The following is a 17,218-nucleotide window of genomic DNA, read 5'->3' on the forward strand; positions in this document are numbered from 1 at the left end:
GTATATGTACCGTGTCTAACGAGCTTCCGGCAGAAGCAACCTTCTTAACTCTGCATAGCTTGCTGCTGTTTTATAGATCCCTAACACGTCAGTTTCTGGGGGAGCGTTCCTGTGATTGAACCAGATCACCTGCCAATTCGCAGCTATAGCTCCCGCCACGTCATTGCGCCAGGAATCCCCAATGTAACAGCAGTGCTCTGCTAACGTCCCTGTCCGTTCGTTCACTACTTCGAAAATACGCGGATCAGGCTTGGCATAGCCAACCGTACCAGATACAAAGATATGCTCTGCTGCAACATGATTTTCCAACGCCATAGCCTTGATCTTGCTCATCTGGTGTTCTTCAAGACCGTTTGTAATTAATCCAACTAAAAAGCCAGCCGAGCTCAAATCATTTATTAAGGAGGTCGCCCCCTCAAAAGGCTCAATTCGGTACTGACGATCCAAATATTCTTGTTGAACATGTACTGCCTGCTCACGGGAAATTTCTACCCCGAATTCTTGTAAAGCCAGAATGAAACGGCCTTCCCTCATCTCATCTAGTTCATGCGTCCCTGCCTTCCCCTCCAGTAGTCCTCCTTTAGCCGATAGTACATCGCTGTAATAACGAATACGATGGTAGGCTTTCTCATAAGGAAAACGCTCACTCAATCCTAACACTGTACGCAATGCATCGCGTGTAGGGTGCAAATGATCGTACATCGTATCATCTACATCAAAAAAAACAGCCTTTTTTTGCAAGTTCATATGCCCACTTCTTTCTGTTAAATCTTCGGATGACGCTCCTTTTCACCTTGTCCTGATATTATACCCGTTGGCCTGTTGCGTTGCACTCTGTCCTTCACACTGCGCATCCTGCAATCACACTTCACGGTTACTAACATACACTGAAAAGACCGCATTTTCGCAAACTCACTTTACTTCTCTACCGAGCTAACATAGGTATCTTGTCCTGCTTTGCCCGAAAGCGTTTTATTTGACAACACACGGGTAAAAGGTCACATTTTTGAAAAGATTCGTCTTACAGGTTTACATTTCGTGTAAAATCACGTACCTTTTAGGGATGAACGCTTTATGGATGTATTGGATAAGGGAGGCATACACGATGGATTCCGGTTCTAACCTAGCCTATGGATCAGCTACACCTTTGATTGAGGCACTTATAGAATTTGAAAAGGAGCTCGAAGCGAACCGGCATTCTTTGAGTTTTGATTTGGGATTGATTATGGAACAGGGCCGCGCGCCACGATATATGGCTACACCACCAGATGTTATTCCTTTTGCCCACGCAGGGGTGGACGGAATACATTATGGCTTTTTAACGGATTTTGGTCTTGAAAAGGACCTTTCACGGGCCCCTATTGTATGCGTATCTCCCGTCGATTGGACGGGTGTATGGGTGGTTGCTCGTCATTTGCAGGATTTTTTAAGCGTTGTTTATACAGAGAACAGTTCATTAAAACGATATTACGCCAATGGAGAAGATTATTCTGGACATGCAGGTCAGCGACTTCCCCAAATTGTAGATGAACGCACCGCGTTTGTGCGCGAATGCTTTCGGGAACGATTTGGTATCGAACCGATTCAGGATATGGCTGCCTATATCGACAGCTTGCGAGCAGAACGGAAGCACAATGAAGCAGCTCCTACGCTGAACGGCTTGGGCATTCAGCTATCTTCTTCCGCGATGCATAGCTCTTCTACGGAAAGTGCCCTCTTGACCGTAACGGAGCCTTTCCTTTGGGAACACCAAGGCGAAGCTGTGCGTGAATTGTTCTATAACGGTTCGCGTGAAGCCAGACTGGCCTTTATTCGGGATGCCCAGACACGGCATCTGTTCACCCATTCTGCCCTTCGTGCTTTTGTAGCTGGACAGCTTAAGTTGATGGGCCTATCTGAGGCCGCAACATATCTGGAAGAGTCCTACTATACCGTTATTCCCGATATGATAGAATCTTGACGAATTCCTTGAGTTTCCCTAACATAACCGCCTCCGAAAAGGCGGCTTTTTGTGCTACAATAAATGAAAATAATAGGGTCGAACGGCCCGGTACGAATGAAAGAGAGCGAGCATGAATAATCATTCCTATCCTACTCCTGAAATCATTGAGGTTTGTCTGTTGGCGGGCAAACTGATGATGCAAAATGGAGCCGAAACCTATCGTGTTGAAGACACGATGTCCCGCATTGCTTCGGCCTACGGCATATCTCAGTCCCATAGCTATGTCACACCAACTGGGATTTTTTTTGCCATTAATGACTCGGAGCCTGCCACGCTCATCCGCATCGTAGAGCGGACCACCGATTTGCACAAGGTGACAGAGGTCAATTCCATTTCACGTAAAATCAGCACAGGTGATTTGTCTCCTCGCGCTGCCGTCAAGGAGCTTTCGGAGATTGAACGTGGTCCCCTCCGTTATTCTAACCGTGTACAGCTGATGGCTGCTGCGTTGGCCAGCGGTTGCTTTATGATCATGTTTGGTGGAGTCTGGCGAGACTTCCCCGCAGCTGTGTTTTGCGGCGGTATCGGATTTGCAGCCGTACAGTATTTTCACAGGCTCGTTAAGGTTAAGTTTTTCTCAGAATTTTCTGCATCTTTTCTAATCGGCTTGCTGGCGGCTCTGTTAACGATAGTAGGTTGGGGACAGATGATGGATAAAATTATTATCGGCTCTGTCATGCCACTGGTTCCAGGCCTGTTAATTACAAATGCCATCCGTGATTTAATGTCCGGGCACCTTGTTTCGGGTCTTTCCAAGGGAGCCGATGCTTGCCTGACGTCTTTCGGCATTGGAGCTGGCGTTGCGGTTATCATTTCTTATATGTGATTCGGAGGAGATTCAAGTCTATGCTTGCACAATTATTCACAAGCTTTATTGCCACCGCTGCTTTCGGCATACTTTTCCATGCCCCCCGGCGTTCACTACTGCAATGCGGTTTTGTTGGTATGCTAGGCTGGCTTGTCTATTATTCAACCACGGACAGCATGGGACCTGTGAGCGCCAGCCTTTTGGCAACGATCCTCATCGGCATCGTCAGTCAAGGCTTTGCGCGGCTGTACAAAATGCCTGTGATTATTTTCAGTGTCGCAGGCATGATTCCGCTCGTTCCAGGGGGAATGGCCTATAATGCCATGCGCCAGTTCGTACAACAACATTATCCTCAGGCACTGGAGCTGGCGATGAGCACGCTGATGATCGCAGGAGCGATTGCTGTTGGTTTGGTGCTGTCTGAGGTGCTTAATCAGATTTTTCACAGTATACGTTTTAAGCCACAGCGCTAAAAGCGATGAAAATAGAAAAGTTAAAGAGGCTGCTCCCACAATCACATACATCTGCAGTGTATGAGACGATTTTGGAAACAGCCCTTTTCTGTATACGTTACAAAGAATATTTATATGTCATAAGCTATTATTCATCCACTCTCTTGCCCAATATCGCCAAATCTCGCTCAATGCTATCCAGCACAGCTACACGCGGATAGTACCCCCATTGCTCAAAACCAAACTTCCGTAGCAGCCCAATACTTGGCTCATTATGACCAAAAACAAATCCTAACAACGTTGTAATCCCCAGTCTCGGACATTCATTTAGCAGGTGCTGTACCAGTCGACTTCCAGTTCCGGTTCCACGAGAATCCTCATGGACGTAAATGCTAATTTCTGCTGTACCGTTATAAGCTGGACGCCCATAAAAGGACTGAAGGCTGGCCCATCCAGCAATTGTTCCCTTTTGTTTTAATACCCATAAAGGCCGGTGGTTTTCCTGATGAGCCTCAAACCATGGAATACGGCTCTCCACTGTCACTGGTTCCAAATCTGCCGTGACCATTCGTCCTGCGATTGTAGAATTATAAATGTCCACAATATCGGGAAGATCCTCTTTGCACGCAAATTCAATGGAAAAAGATTGGTCCTTATTCATTATTCGTATCCGCCTCCTATTGTGTGATTTATTTATTGTACAAGACAAGCGCCCGATCAGCCATATTGAGTTGTTTTGCGGATTAGTCCCAAAGGGTTTTATAATAGAGCTGAGGAAAAACAAAAACGAGGTAAGCAATTTAACACGATGAGACGGGAGGTATGTTTCGGAGTCAAGGATTCTGAAGCAGCTTAATATGAATATTGGAACTCAACTCTTGATTTTGGAAATACCTATGGAATCTTTTTTTGGAAAAACGACGATTTATCCTGTACTGCTCAAGGACGAGGATGGACTTACACTGATTGACACGGGAATGCTCGGCCAATTGGAGCCATTACGCAAGGCTATTTCAGATGTGGGTGAGGATATCAGCCGCGTGAAAAGAATTATTTTAACACATCAGGATATTGACCATATCGGAAATGTTCATGCACTGCTGGATCTGCTGCCGAATACTGCCCTGTTAGCCCATAAGGATGACGTTCCTTATATGACAGGAGAGCGACCGTTTGTGAAGCTGACGCCAGAACGGATCAATCAGATGGACACTGCGCTCAAGCAGCAAGCAGAGGATATGATTCGCCGCCTGCCAGAATTGCGCTTTGCTCATATTCTTGAGGACGGTGAGCATCTGTCTTATGGTGGGGGCATACAGATTATTCATACACCCGGTCACACGCCCGGGCATATCAGCTTGTATGTGCCCGCACAAAAGCTATTGTTGGCAGCAGATGAACTGCTGGTAGTCGAAGGTGAACTGGTCGGTCCCGCTGAGTCGGCTACGCCAGATATGCCATTGGCTCTGAAGAGCCTCGAAAAACTGACGGTATTGGATGTTGAAAAGGTAATCTGCTACCATGGCGGCTACTATGATCAGAACGTACAAGCACGTCTGCAAACATTAAGTCAGGCAAGAGAATAAGCCATTCAAAGCTATAAATTATGATGTAATAAGAGCTATAATGAATACATGGACAGAAAGGAATGAGACTCTATGAATGATAAAATTACAAGATTATATGATGAACTGAAATCACAATCTTGGGACGGCCTGCTTGTGACCGATCCCAAACATATTTACTACCTGACGGGCTTTGCCAGTGATCCGCATGAGCGTTTTCTTGGTCTCGTGCTGCTTCGTGACCAAGAACCAGAACTGATCGTACCCGCCTTGGATGCAGAAGCCGCCCAAGCTGCTTCTTCTGTGACTCGTATATCCACCCACACTGATACGGACAATCCATATGATCTGCTGCGTCAACGTACAGGCACCGGTGTGAAAGCATTAGCGCTGGAAAAGGAGCACCTCTCCGTCCTCCGTTACGAACAGTTACATACTGCTATTGGCGCGGCTCAATATGTGGATCTGGGTCCTGTGCTACAAGAAATGCGTGTAAGAAAAACTCCTGAAGAAGTACAACGTCTGAAACATGCAGCTCGTTTGGTAGAAGATGCTCTTCGCCACGGCCTCACCCATGTGCGCGAAGGGGTGACGGAAGTCGAGCTGGTAGCAGAAATCGAATATCAGATGAAAAAGATCGGCGCAGATGGCCCATCCTTTGACACGACAGTGCTGTCTGGACCCAAAACAGCCTTGCCTCATGGTGTTCCGGGCACCCGCAAGCTACAGCATGGCGATTTGCTCATGTTTGATATGGGCGTATACTCCGATGGCTATGCTTCGGATATTACACGTACTTTTGCTTTTGGAAAGCTGTCGGCTGAGCTGGAAACGATTTATAATACGGTTCTTCGCTCGAACGAAGCGGGAATTGCTGCCATTCGCCCGGGAGTTTCCTGCGCATCCGTAGATCAGGCAGCACGGGCTGTTGTTGAAGCCGCTGGATACGGCCCTGCCTTTAACCATCGAGTTGGACACGGCCTTGGCATGAGTGTTCACGAATATCCATCTGTACACGGAGGCAATAGCGATCTGCTTCATGAAGGCTTCGTGTTCACAATCGAACCCGGCATCTATGTGCCAGGCCTCGGCGGTGTGCGGATTGAAGATGACGTTTTGGTCACCTCTGATGGTGTTGAAGTGCTTACCTCTTTTCCAAAAGAACTGACAGTGCTCGGATAAACCCATCGCTATTCATTATTGGTATGTGAGCATTTTGTATAAATCCCAAGAGCGTTTTCAAATCAGCAATATATAGATCGAAATGCTTTAGTTCGCTATATATTGTACTTACGAGTGTTGGGAATCGAATTATGAAAAATGCTGATGTTAAAAAGTATGAAAAAAAGGAGGGGTAACCCCAAGCCATCATGGCTTAAGGGTTTGCCCCTCCTCTTCTATAAAGCGGAAATTGCGTGCGATGTACAAAATGGGTGTACCCGCCGCGGTCAGTACAAATTTTAAGATGTAGGTGGTGAATAATATCTCGATCCATATCCCCCACGCATAACCGTAAAAGGCAATAGTACAAAAAATGAGCGTATCTATAAACGAGCTGATCATCGTGCTGCCATTGCCGCGAATCCAGAGCTGATGACGTTCCGGAAAAAACTTGCGAATCCAGGCATACAGACGCACGTCCAGCAATTGACTGACTGCATAGGCTGTCAAGCTGGCAAGCGCAAGCCTTGGCAACAATCCAAACAGCTGTTGCATCGGGGTCTGGGCAAAATCCGTTGCAGTAGGCTCGAATTGCAGCACCATTTGCATCGTTACCGTCGTCATAATCAGAGTGAAAAAGCCGAACCACACAGCTTTACGCGCCTCTTTAGGCCCATATTTTTCATTCAGTAAGTCGCTGGCCATATACATAGAAACATACATCGTATTTCCCAATGTCGTGGTAATACCCACTAGATCAATCGTTTTGGTTACCTGAATGTTGGCTAGTACAGTAGCAACACCAATCCAGGCGTACAGCCCTTTTTTACCGAACAACCGATAACATAACAAAAAGAACATAAAATTGACGAGGACAAAAGCTGCCCCCCATAACAGATTAAACATGAAATCCTCCTAGTTTTGATAGCGCGGGATGGTTGCGAACCGCGGTTCATCCGAAGCAAGCCGGAAAAACATTATTTTAATGTATCATAGATTAGGATTCGTGAACAGCTATAATTTACACTGTCCTAAACTCAGTACAAAGAGCCGACCTTATGGCCGGCTCTTTGTACTGAGTACACACTGCACGTGTGTTACATAGGCTACAGATGGGATATGAGACTACATCTTATCATTTAATTAGGAGTGTGCCGTTGCATCCAAATCCATGCCATGATTGTTGAACACGTCTTGATCGTTCTCTTTGAGCACCTTGCCTGAAATGAGACCTGCAGTAATAGAATCATTGACATTTAACGCTGTGCGTCCCATATCAATCAACGGTTCGACTGAGATGAGCAATCCTGCCAATGCCACTGGAAGATTCATGGTGGAAAGCACGATCAGAGAAGCGAAAGTGGCACCACCGCCTACACCCGCCACGCCGAACGAGCTGACCGTAACGACCAGAATCAGCGTGAGGATAAAATCCCAGCTCGTTGGATCAATACCCACGGTTGGAGCAATCATAACCGCCAGCATTGCCGGATAAATACCAGCACAGCCGTTTTGTCCAATAGTCGCTCCCAAGGTCGCAGACAGATTCGCGATGCCGTCAGACACACCAAGCTTTTTCGTTTGTGTTTCAACATTTAACGGAATGGTCGCCGCACTGGAACGAGAAGTAAAAGCAAAAACCAGTGTAGGCAATACCTTTTTCACATACGTTACCGGATTGTAGCCGAATAAGGCCAGCAAAATAAGATGAATGATAAACATGACCAACAGAGCCACATAAGAAGCGAGCACAAACTTGATTAGCTTCAAAATTTCATCTGGATTGGTCGTAGCTACTACTTTAGTGATCAGTGCTAAAATGCCGTAAGGAGTCAATCTCAGCACCAGCGTTACAATCCGCATCACTACAGCGTACACTGCATCGATCACTTTACGGAAGGTTTGCGCCTGTTCCGGTTTTTTACGATCCAATCCGAGCACAGCCACCCCGATAAAGGCCGAGAAAATTACCACCGCCAGCGTCGACGTACGACGTGCTCCCGTCATATCCTCAAAAGGATTTGAAGGAATAAATTCCAGCACCTGCTGTGGAATGGTCATGTCCTGAACTGTTCCAAGGCGCTCTTCCATCTTCAAGCCCTGTGCTTGTTCCTTTTCCCCACCTTGAATCTCAATTGCCTTTAGGTCAAATGACAGGCTGGTTACAATACTAACTGAAGCAGCAATTGCCGTTGTAATCAGTAGTACTGCAATAATGGACACGCTGATTTTGCCAAGGTTCTGTCTTCCCTTCAAATTCATAATAGCCGAAATAATCGACACCATGATAAGCGGAATAACGACCATTTGCAGCAAACGGACATAACCATTACCTGCGAGGTTGAACCAATCAACTGATTTTGTAATGACCTCTGAGCCTGCCCCATAGGCGTATTGTAGAACAGCCCCGTAGATCAGTCCGAAGCCAAGTCCGGCAAATACCCTTTTTGTAAAGGAGATGTGCTTCTTCTGCATCCAGACCAATACGCCTAGCAGCAACAGCAGCACGATTACATTTAAAATAATAAAGAAGGTATCCATGTATTATTTCCTCCAAACTTATACTTAATATGTTTTATAAGGTGATCCTTCAATCCGAAGATTACTATATCACAAAACCAACTATTTTTGTAGGTTTTATAACAATAAAATAGTTAAGCAGCTTCAACTTCGGGTTTTATTGAAAACGCCAAACAGCAAGCCTTCATTTTTCGAAGGCTTGCTGTTTTTTATCCTGAACACAACAATTCGTATTCAGCTTAGGCGTAAAGTTTTTATTCAGCCATTAGACGATCACTGTGTATAACAGTTCCTGTTCCTTAACCACTTTATGCTGATTACCAGCGGACTCCAACTCGCTAAACTGTGCTACATTCGTAACAATAACAGGCGTTATCGTTTCGTAACCAGCCTTGCGGATTTCCACCAGATCAAACTCCAGCACGAGGTCTCCTACCTTCACGCGATCTCCCGCTTTCACATGAGGCGTAAAATGAAGTCCTTTTAGTTTAACCGTATCCATCCCAACGTGAATGAGCATTTCAAGTCCTGAATCACTCACCAATCCAACAGCATGCCCACTTTTGGAAATGGAGAACACTGTGCCATCAACTGGGGAAACAACCCGGCCTTCGGATGGTTCAATAGCCCACCCTCTGCCCATGATTTCTTGAGAAAATGCAGGGTCATTGACTTCATTGAGTGGCTTAACTTCACCCATAATCGGGCTGTATACCGGGATTTTCTCACCTTTCGGCAGTGAGGACACAGCAGATTGTGCTATTTCATCAGTAGAGATGTCTCCGGCAGCGTCTGTTGTTGCTTGTGGTGCTTCTTCGTTCTTTTCATCTGTAAAGCCGATCAAATAGGTAACAATTGTAGCAACCACAAATGCAATAATCAGACCCAGGATTGCGTACAAGAAAGTCGGTCCAATAAACATCGCCAGACCAGGCACACCAACCAATCCACCCATAACATAAGCTTTTGTGCCAAACAAGCTCATGAAGCCCCCGCCGACAGCTCCGCCGATCAACGCAGCAATAAATGGTTTTTTAAACCGCATATTTACACCATACATCGCAGGCTCGGTTACACCCATAATAGCTGTCAAACTCGTCGAGAAAGCCACTGTTTTGACCTTGGCATTTTTTGATTTCAAGAATACACCGAGAGCAGCACCAGCCTGAGCCAAGTTAGCCGCTCCCATAATCGGAATCATGTAGTCAAAGCCCAACGTTGCAATCGAACCAATCATAATAGGAACCAACGCGTAGTGCATACCTGTCATAATGATCAGGGAGAAGGTACCACCTAGCAGCAGACCTGCAAGCGCACCTGTATTTTCAAACAACCAAGAGATACCGCCTGACAGGCCATTACCAATAATGGTGCCGAGCGGCCCTACAGCAACCAAAGTCAAAGGTACAATAATCAATAGAGTCAATGTCGGAACAACGAGCAACTTCAGTGATGCATGTGTATGCTTATCAATGAATTTTTCAACATAAGATGCCAGCCAGACCGCAATAACGATTGGAATAACGGTCGAAGAATACGTGGCCGCTGTCACCGGAATGCCAATAAAGCTAACCTTCACGTTAGATGCCAGTAAAGCTGTAATCGTCGGGTGTAAAATGGAAGCACCAATCGCTGCACCAATAAACATATTACTGCCGAGTTTTCTAGCAGCACTGACAGCCAGAATAATAGGCAGAAAGTAGAACGCACCGTCACCTATTGCCGCTAAAATCGTATAGGTTTGGCTCTTATCGGACATCCAGTTCATTGCCACTAAAAGAGCAATGATCCCTTTGATCATACCTGCACCGGTGATCGCTGGCAAAATCGGTGTAAACATACCCGCAATAAAGTCGAACAGTTTACTGATCGGGTTTTGTTTTTTCTTAGATGCGGTGCTTGCTCCTGAGTCACTTTGCGGAGCCTTGGACATGTTGCTCACCAACGATTTGTACACGTTAGCTACATCATTACCGATAATAACCTGAAACTGACCGCCACTTTCCATTACTCCCATGACGCCATCCGTTTTTTGTAACTGCTCTTTCTGAGCTTTCTTATCATCATGGAGGTTGAAGCGCAAGCGGGTCATGCAGTGAATAACCTGCTCTACGTTTTCTTCACCACCAACCAGTGTAAGTATCTCTTTGGATAATTGATTTCGATCCATGAGGTGTTCCTCTTTTCTTTTAAGGTATAAAATAAAATGCGCAAATGGGCAATAAAAAAACCTGAATACAGAAAGCAGACAGCTTTATAAAAAGCCAATCTTCTTTCAGCATTCAGGTTTTGCCTTCTGGTTTAGAAGTAGCAATCCTAAATCCCTGATCAAACATAAAATCATTGATTTTTAATGATACGCTCGATATGAATGGTGAGATACAACATCTCATCCTGGGACAAGCTTCGACCATAGATTTTAGTCGTATAATCTCTTATTTTTTCCGCGCAGGCGTAAGCATTCTTATACTGAACCTTAACCATATCATGAAGGGAATTATCTGTATTTTGTACAGGAGTCCCATTCATTACCCGTTGAGCAAAAAATTTGAGATGTGTTATAAAGCGGTAATAGCTTAAAGACTCTTCATCCAGATCCATTACAAAAAAGCGACTTACAATATTTATGATATCCTTGACAATGTTTGTCAGGGTTATCGTTTCGCGCATTTCGCTATTAAGCTGTGCATTCACCAAATGTAAGGCGATAAATGCTCCTTCATCATCAGGAAGTGTAACTCCCAGCTTGTCCTGAATCATGTGTAATGCTTTGGTCCCAATCGCGAATTCCTTGCGGTACATTCGCTTGATTTCCCAGTAAAGTGCATTTTTGATATCCATACCCAAACGATAACGCTCTATGGCAAAATGGATATGATCCGTCAGCGAAATATAGATGCTGTCATGCAACTCTACACCAAGTATCGTTTTGGCATATTGGATGATTTCATCAGAAATTTCAACATACTCAATAGGGATATCAGACATCAGGGTCATGAGTTTGCGGGAAACCTCGGTACTTTCAAGTTTGAAAATTTTCTCGATTTTCTCTTCTTCAATCTCATCGCCTGTGTTTTTTTTAAAAGCAATTCCTCTTCCCATAATGACTAATTCTTTCTGCTGTTCATCAATGACCGTTACGACGTTATTATTCAGCACCTTTGCTATCTTCATTCCATCACCTTAAGCCGCTTGGAGTAGTAAAAAAAGGCAATACCAAAACTGACACATAGTGCCTGCTTGTGGTTTTGCCTGATACGCTCAGTAACAATCCAGATTGTGCAGTTTTGAATAACTGCCACCATAATATCATATAAACACTGAGCTGACAAGATTTTTTTGTAAACACTTTCATGAGGCTTTTGGGCGTTGGCACACCTTAGCTATTTAAGGTCTTTTCTACAGTCATATCCGAGGGAGCACTGCTGTCTAAGACTGATGATGCTTTTGGAAGCTCCTCATTCTCATCCACGAAGCCCATAAAATACGTAACGACGCCAGCAGTAACTAATGATATTAACATTCCCAAAATGGCATATATAAATGTGGGACCGACGAATAATCCCAAGCTGGGCAGACCTGATATACCACCAATAGCCATTGCTTCAGTTTCAAATACACTCATAAATGCACCACCGAGAGCCCCTCCGATCAACGCCGCAACAAAAGGCTTCTTAAAGCGCATTGTGACTCCATACATCGCCGGCTCAACCACCCCCATCATGGCAAGCAAGCCTGTCCAAAAGGCCAGCGTTTTCACTTTGACATTTTTGGATTTAAAAAGCACGCCAAATGCCGCTCCTGCCTGAGCAAGTACCGCGGCCACTACCACAGGAAAGACATGATCGTAGCCCAGTGTTGCAAGCGAGCTGATCATAATCGGTACCATTATATATTGCATACCTGCCATAATAAGCAAAGACATCGCCCCCCCGAGCATCAGCCCTGCAAACACTTCTGCATTATCAAATAGCCATGCGAGTCCATCCGATAAATGTTGACCGAGATAACCCCACAACGGGCCAAGAACGAACATCATCAAAGGTATAAAAATCATCAGAGTCAAAGTCGGGACAGCCACTACTTTAAGCCAATAGGGGGTATGCTTGTGTAACCATTTTTCCACATACGACGCCATCCAAACGACAACAAGCATTAGTATTATGGAAGAAGCAGACTGCCCGTCTATGACTGACAAGTCGCCAAAGCGAACCTCCTCACCAGACTGGAACAACTCTGTCAGACGGGGATGCAATACTGATGCTCCAATGGCAGCCGCAACAAACATATTGCTGTTTAGCTTTCTTGCCGCACTTGCCGCAAATAGAATGGGCAAAAAATAAAATACCCCATCGCCGATAACCAATAAAATGGTATACGCCTGTTGATCAGATAACAAACTAGTAAATACCTGTTGGTCTGAAAACAAAAAACCTAAGGACATTAAAATAGATATTAATACCTTGATCATTCCCGCCCCAATCATTGCCGGCAAGATCGGAGTGAATACGCCTGATACATAATCTAATAGACGACTTATCGGATTTCTCCCTGTGGCAGCTCTGTAACTGCCGGAAGTCGGCTCCTGTTCATCTTCTCCTTTAACCTGCGAAATCATTTCTTTGGAAAGTAAATCCCGATTCATAACTACCTTTTCCCCTTTTATATGTATATTGAAGACCAAACCACTTTCGAACTTACCAAACCGAGCTTAGAAGAATATTGTGATAAAAGCGGTATTCCTTATGCTACTTATATTACTTCTTTTTTACAATAGTTTTAAAGAAGGAGTAATCTATTCGTTTTTATGCACCTGATAATTCACATCTAACTTACATCTAAACACCTAAGACCATAGTTATATATTTTTTGTTTGTTTTTGGGCAAATATGACTATTCAACCGCCTGTTAATTATGTAAAATAGGTCTAACCTACTTTTTAGTAAATCATGGATTACTTCCCTTTCACATTCTTGTCCCTTGAATACAGCTGAAATATACATAGAATCCGAACATTTTCAGTCTTTTCTTCAAGCAAGGAGAGGAAAACAAGTAGATCATGGCGTGTCTGGTATCTTATTGGACAAGCGGCCTACATCAAGCAGGGGAATTCGTCTGATTTTATTACCATCATGTGAGAGGAGAATTTTCATGAAGAGTTTTAATCGTTCCATTGGCGCGAAATTACGAATTATGTTTTTGCTGATTCAGCTCTTTGCATCCCTTTTGTTCAGCATCAGTTTCTATGCAATATCCATGAGTATCATTAATAACAGTGTCATGCCTCAGGTAGACCAATTGCTAGAAACTGGAGCTAAAAATGTATATCAGGATCTCAATATTTCCTTAGCTGTTCAGGCTGGGCAAGGAAGCGGTTCTGATTCCGGCTCCGCTATACAGATGGAATCCTATCTTCAGGACAAGGTCGACACTCTCAAATTAGAATCGGCATATATCGCGGTAGTGAAGGATGGTAAAGCCGAAGTCGTCGCACGGAATGTAAAATCAGTATACAAGGTCAAGGATGCACTCATCCCTGTAGAGGATATTAAAAAAGCAAAACAAGGCGAGATGAATATCAGTGAAATTTACAGCGATTCGTACGGAGTACACAAAACCGCCTTCTTTGCTATATCGGGTAGTGATCTAGTTCTAGGTGTGAACGAAGATGTCGGATTCGTACAGGAAAAATCCCAACAAGTTTTATGGATTTGCATAGGTATTACAGTGGCAACGCTTCTGCTGGGCGGAATTATTTCTACCCTCGTGATACGTAAAGTTGTAAAACCCATTGCTGAATTGGTTCGTCATAGCGAAAAAATTGCTCAAGGTGATCTTTCACAAGAAGCGAAGGTTCATGGAGTCAATGAAATTGCGCAACTTGCCCGCAGCTTCCAATCGATGTCTCATAACTTAAAAGAAATGATCGGCCATGTGCTTTCTACATCCGGTGCGGTTGTTGAAGGATCGGACGAGCTGCTTCGCCGGACTGAGGCTATGAGTGTAAAAGTGCAGGACTCTACAGTTGCCGCAGAGGAAATAGCAAAGGGCAGTACCAGCATAGCTACAGCTGCTGCTGAAAATGCGCAGGCTATGGAGGAAATCGCTCAAGGTGTTCAGCACATCGCCTCCTCTGCCAATGATGTATCCGATCAAATCAGTGAAGCGACAAAAGAAACGGTTAACGGTACTACACTCGCTCAAAAAGCTGTAGCTCAAATGTCACAGGTAGGACATGCTGCCGATGAATCGCTTCGATACATCCATAGTATGAATGAGCGCTCGGAAGCCATTGGCAGTATCGTTTCGGCTATTTTCGATATTACGAAGCAAATTCAAATGTTGTCCCTGAATGCCTCCATTGAAGCTGCCCGTGCGGGCGAACATGGACGGGGCTTTGCCGTAGTAGCCGGAGAAGTACGCAAGCTTGCCGAGCAATCTAAAGAAGCCACACAAGAAATTTCTGACTATTTGGTTACCATTCAAGAAGTATCGCAACAATCTGTGGACTCTGTGACCCAGGTAAGCCGTGAGATTCATTCAGGTACAGAAATGGTTCAACAAGCGAGCTCAGCCTTTAACCAGCTAAGTGAGCTTATGCAAAAGATCAATGCTACGATTCAAACGGTATCTGCAGCAACGGAGCAAGTATCTGCCAGCTCTGAGGAAGTATCTGCTTCCGTGGAAGAGACAGCTCTCATCGCTGCCAATGCACAGCATATGATTCAAGAAATCGGTTTAAATGCCGATGAGCAACTGAATGAAATGGAAAGCCACAGCGAGGTTGTTCGCCAATTAAGCAAACAAGCAATCGAACTGCAAAAGGCTGTCCAAAAATTTAAAATTACGTAAGCCGATACAATAGAGGATTTTGTAAAAATCCCATAAGCGACTTCCAATGAACAAGATTTAGATCGAAATGGTTTAGTTCGTCTATATCTTGCACTTCAGAGCGACTGGAATCGAATTTTGCAAAATCCTGAATAAAAAGAGGTATCTCACAGTCTTGAAAATGGCTGTAGAAATACCTCTTTATTTTTTAAAAGCGATTTTAATAATCATCCATGAAGTTTATGAGTTCATTCCCATAATACGATAAATTTGCTCCATATCTAAATGAGCCCGGACCACCTCTGCGACACGGTCAAACTCTCGTTCCTTGGCTTCACGTACAGTAAAAGTGCTATCCATAGGTTCCAAGCCCTTGGCTTGTCGCAATCCATCTAACCAGCACCGGCGAAAACGGTCATTATCAAACACACCGTGCAAATAGGTTCCCCATACCTTACCGTCTATCGTACCCCAGCCTTCCTCAAAAGCTGTTCCTTCGCCACGCCGGATATGGAATAACCTTTTCATTTCGCTCAGGTTTAAAGTTTTATCTGTAGGTGCGTATGGTTCCGTAACATACTCTGTAACGCCCATATGTATTTCATAGCCTTCAATGCTTAGCTTGGCGGCAGAACCCGAATCAGGCGCAGTGCTAAGCAAAAGCGGGCAATGATTAGACAGGGTTCCCTGTACGCGTACGGTTTGCTTTTCCTTTAAAAAAGTCGTGGATAGAGCCAGCCAACCTAATCCTTCTGCCTGCTGCGGCAACCCAGATTCGACGGCTTCGGGATCAAATAGCGCTGTACCCAGCATCTGATAACCTCCACAAATGCCAACCAGCTGTGTGCATCCGGTATTCATAGCCTGCCGAATGTCTTTCTCCAGACCTCTCTCACGCAATTCCAGCAGGTCTCCAATGGTGTCTTTGGTCCCAGGTAAGATAATGGCGTCCGGTACGCCCAACTGTCCGGCTTCTGTGACATAGCGAACACTTACATCCGGCTCTGCTGCCAGAGCATCCGTGTCTGTAAAATTGGAAATTCGCGGATATCGTATCACCGCAATATCCAGTTCTTTATCCTTTGCAGATTGCTTGGGCTTCTTGTCCAGTACTACCGAATCCTCTGCTTCAATACGGATGTCTGGTAAATAGGGCAACACACCGAGTACAGGAATGCCTGTCCGCTCTTCCAGCCAATCTAATCCCGGCTGAAGCAGAGACAGATCGCCTCTGAATTTGTTAATGATAAATCCGCGGATACGCTGTACTTCATGGGGTTCCAGCAACTCGATGGTTCCTACGAGAGAGGCAAAAACACCGCCCCGGTCGATATCTGAAATAAGCAACACTGGAGCATCCGCCCAACCTGCCAGATTCATATTTACAATATCGCGGTCCTTCAAATTAATCTCTGCCGGGCTGCCTGCCCCTTCCATAAGTACAATATCATAGGTATCACGCAACCGATTCAGAGCATCCATAACGGTCTGTTTGGCTTTTGGCAAAAAATCCTTCCGGTAATCAGAGGCGCTCATATAGGCATAAGGTACACCGTGTACAACAATTTGTGAGTGCATATCTTTGACCGGCTTAATCAGAATCGGATTCATGTCAGTCGTGGCCTCAATACCGCAGGCCTCAGCCTGCACCCCCTGAGCGCGTCCAATTTCCTTGCCGTCCTCGGTAACATAAGAGTTTAACGCCATATTTTGCGACTTAAACGGTGCGGGACGATATCCATCCTGCGTAAAAATACGACAAAGCGCAGTCGTCACCACGCTTTTGCCCACATCCGATGCTGTTCCTTGAAGCATTAATACGGCTGCCGGGTTCGTGCAGGACGGTTCGAAAGTTGACAATTGCCTCTTCCCCTTTAAC

Annotated in this window: 14 protein-coding genes; 6 read left to right on the forward strand and 8 right to left on the reverse strand. The window is 45.0% G+C overall.

Going from position 1 to position 17,218, the window contains the following annotated elements; genetic code table 11:
• Window positions 1-15 precede the first annotated feature (15 nt).
• Window positions 16-747: an HAD family hydrolase gene (locus AC5ELV_RS04305; RefSeq protein ID WP_493429240.1), complete on the reverse strand. Its 732-nt coding sequence runs from the start codon at window positions 745-747 to the stop codon at window positions 16-18.
• Between the two features lie 358 nt (window positions 748-1,105).
• Between AC5ELV_RS04305 and AC5ELV_RS04310 the strand changes: the two genes are divergently transcribed.
• The 3 genes from AC5ELV_RS04310 to AC5ELV_RS04320 all read left to right on the forward strand — a co-directional run bounded on the left by AC5ELV_RS04310 (window position 1,106) and on the right by AC5ELV_RS04320 (window position 3,283).
• On the forward strand, window positions 1,106-1,960 hold the full coding sequence (locus AC5ELV_RS04310; RefSeq protein ID WP_493429241.1) for a hypothetical protein: 855 nt from the start codon (window positions 1,106-1,108) through the stop codon (window positions 1,958-1,960).
• A 112-nt stretch (window positions 1,961-2,072) separates the two neighbouring features.
• Window positions 2,073-2,828 carry a threonine/serine exporter family protein gene (locus AC5ELV_RS04315; protein WP_493429242.1) on the forward strand — a complete coding sequence of 252 codons (756 nt, stop codon included), beginning with the start codon at window positions 2,073-2,075 and terminating at the stop codon, window positions 2,826-2,828.
• 20 nt (window positions 2,829-2,848) lie between these two features.
• The gene (locus AC5ELV_RS04320; protein ID WP_013309318.1) at window positions 2,849-3,283 is read left to right on the forward strand and encodes a threonine/serine exporter family protein; all 435 of its coding nucleotides are present in this window, start codon (window positions 2,849-2,851) and stop codon (window positions 3,281-3,283) included.
• Window positions 3,284-3,410: 127 nt separating this feature from the next.
• Here the strand turns inward: AC5ELV_RS04320 and AC5ELV_RS04325 are convergent, their stop codons facing one another.
• Window positions 3,411-3,923 carry a GNAT family N-acetyltransferase gene (locus AC5ELV_RS04325; protein WP_493429243.1) on the reverse strand — a complete coding sequence of 171 codons (513 nt, stop codon included), beginning with the start codon at window positions 3,921-3,923 and terminating at the stop codon, window positions 3,411-3,413.
• A gap of 196 nt (window positions 3,924-4,119) precedes the next feature.
• Here AC5ELV_RS04325 and AC5ELV_RS04330 point away from each other — a divergent pair, with 196 nt between their 5' ends.
• Together AC5ELV_RS04330 and AC5ELV_RS04335 are read left to right on the forward strand one after the other, a co-directional pair.
• Window positions 4,120-4,848, forward strand: a complete 729-nt coding sequence (locus AC5ELV_RS04330) for an MBL fold metallo-hydrolase (protein ID WP_493429244.1) — start codon at window positions 4,120-4,122, stop codon at window positions 4,846-4,848.
• A gap of 72 nt (window positions 4,849-4,920) precedes the next feature.
• Complete coding sequence (locus AC5ELV_RS04335; protein WP_493429245.1) at window positions 4,921-6,009, forward strand: M24 family metallopeptidase; 1,089 nt, start codon at window positions 4,921-4,923, stop codon at window positions 6,007-6,009.
• A gap of 186 nt (window positions 6,010-6,195) precedes the next feature.
• On the opposite strand, the gene AC5ELV_RS04340 is transcribed toward AC5ELV_RS04335, so the two are convergent.
• From AC5ELV_RS04340 to AC5ELV_RS04360, 5 genes are all read right to left on the reverse strand, one after another.
• Complete coding sequence (locus tag AC5ELV_RS04340; protein ID WP_250243849.1) at window positions 6,196-6,894, reverse strand: queuosine precursor transporter; 699 nt, start codon at window positions 6,892-6,894, stop codon at window positions 6,196-6,198.
• Window positions 6,895-7,131: 237 nt separating this feature from the next.
• Window positions 7,132-8,529, reverse strand: a complete 1,398-nt coding sequence (locus AC5ELV_RS04345) for an L-cystine transporter (protein ID WP_025724316.1) — start codon at window positions 8,527-8,529, stop codon at window positions 7,132-7,134.
• A 244-nt stretch (window positions 8,530-8,773) separates the two neighbouring features.
• Window positions 8,774-10,678, reverse strand: a complete 1,905-nt coding sequence (locus AC5ELV_RS04350) for a beta-glucoside-specific PTS transporter subunit IIABC (protein ID WP_493429246.1) — start codon at window positions 10,676-10,678, stop codon at window positions 8,774-8,776.
• 170 nt (window positions 10,679-10,848) lie between these two features.
• Window positions 10,849-11,682 (reverse strand): BglG family transcription antiterminator LicT, encoded by an 834-nt coding sequence (licT, locus tag AC5ELV_RS04355; RefSeq protein ID WP_322155879.1) that lies wholly within the window; start codon window positions 11,680-11,682, stop codon window positions 10,849-10,851.
• Window positions 11,683-11,887: 205 nt separating this feature from the next.
• Window positions 11,888-13,153: a PTS transporter subunit EIIC gene (locus AC5ELV_RS04360; RefSeq protein WP_493429247.1), complete on the reverse strand. Its 1,266-nt coding sequence runs from the start codon at window positions 13,151-13,153 to the stop codon at window positions 11,888-11,890.
• Between the two features lie 506 nt (window positions 13,154-13,659).
• Between AC5ELV_RS04360 and AC5ELV_RS04365 the strand changes: the two genes are divergently transcribed.
• Window positions 13,660-15,360: a methyl-accepting chemotaxis protein gene (locus tag AC5ELV_RS04365; protein WP_493429248.1), complete on the forward strand. Its 1,701-nt coding sequence runs from the start codon at window positions 13,660-13,662 to the stop codon at window positions 15,358-15,360.
• A gap of 219 nt (window positions 15,361-15,579) precedes the next feature.
• Here AC5ELV_RS04365 and AC5ELV_RS04370 read toward each other — a convergent pair whose 3' ends face one another.
• On the reverse strand, window positions 15,580-17,199 hold the full coding sequence (locus AC5ELV_RS04370; protein WP_493429249.1) for a cobyric acid synthase: 1,620 nt from the start codon (window positions 17,197-17,199) through the stop codon (window positions 15,580-15,582).
• Window positions 17,200-17,218: the final 19 nt, after the last annotated feature.

The organism is Paenibacillus sp. NMA1017, assembly GCF_058895805.1.

Coding starts and splice junctions, on each gene's coding strand:
- AC5ELV_RS04305 (WP_493429240.1), bottom strand. CDS start 747: ATGAACTTGCAAAAAAAGGCTGTTTTTTTTGATGTAGATGATACGATG.
- AC5ELV_RS04310 (WP_493429241.1), top strand. CDS start 1,106: ATGGATTCCGGTTCTAACCTAGCCTATGGATCAGCTACACCTTTGATT.
- AC5ELV_RS04315 (WP_493429242.1), top strand. CDS start 2,073: ATGAATAATCATTCCTATCCTACTCCTGAAATCATTGAGGTTTGTCTG.
- AC5ELV_RS04320 (WP_013309318.1), top strand. CDS start 2,849: ATGCTTGCACAATTATTCACAAGCTTTATTGCCACCGCTGCTTTCGGC.
- AC5ELV_RS04325 (WP_493429243.1), bottom strand. CDS start 3,923: ATGAATAAGGACCAATCTTTTTCCATTGAATTTGCGTGCAAAGAGGAT.
- AC5ELV_RS04330 (WP_493429244.1), top strand. CDS start 4,120: ATGAATATTGGAACTCAACTCTTGATTTTGGAAATACCTATGGAATCT.
- AC5ELV_RS04335 (WP_493429245.1), top strand. CDS start 4,921: ATGAATGATAAAATTACAAGATTATATGATGAACTGAAATCACAATCT.
- AC5ELV_RS04340 (WP_250243849.1), bottom strand. CDS start 6,894: ATGTTTAATCTGTTATGGGGGGCAGCTTTTGTCCTCGTCAATTTTATG.
- AC5ELV_RS04345 (WP_025724316.1), bottom strand. CDS start 8,529: ATGGATACCTTCTTTATTATTTTAAATGTAATCGTGCTGCTGTTGCTG.
- AC5ELV_RS04350 (WP_493429246.1), bottom strand. CDS start 10,678: ATGGATCGAAATCAATTATCCAAAGAGATACTTACACTGGTTGGTGGT.
- licT (WP_322155879.1), bottom strand. CDS start 11,682: ATGAAGATAGCAAAGGTGCTGAATAATAACGTCGTAACGGTCATTGAT.
- AC5ELV_RS04360 (WP_493429247.1), bottom strand. CDS start 13,153: ATGAATCGGGATTTACTTTCCAAAGAAATGATTTCGCAGGTTAAAGGA.
- AC5ELV_RS04365 (WP_493429248.1), top strand. CDS start 13,660: ATGAAGAGTTTTAATCGTTCCATTGGCGCGAAATTACGAATTATGTTT.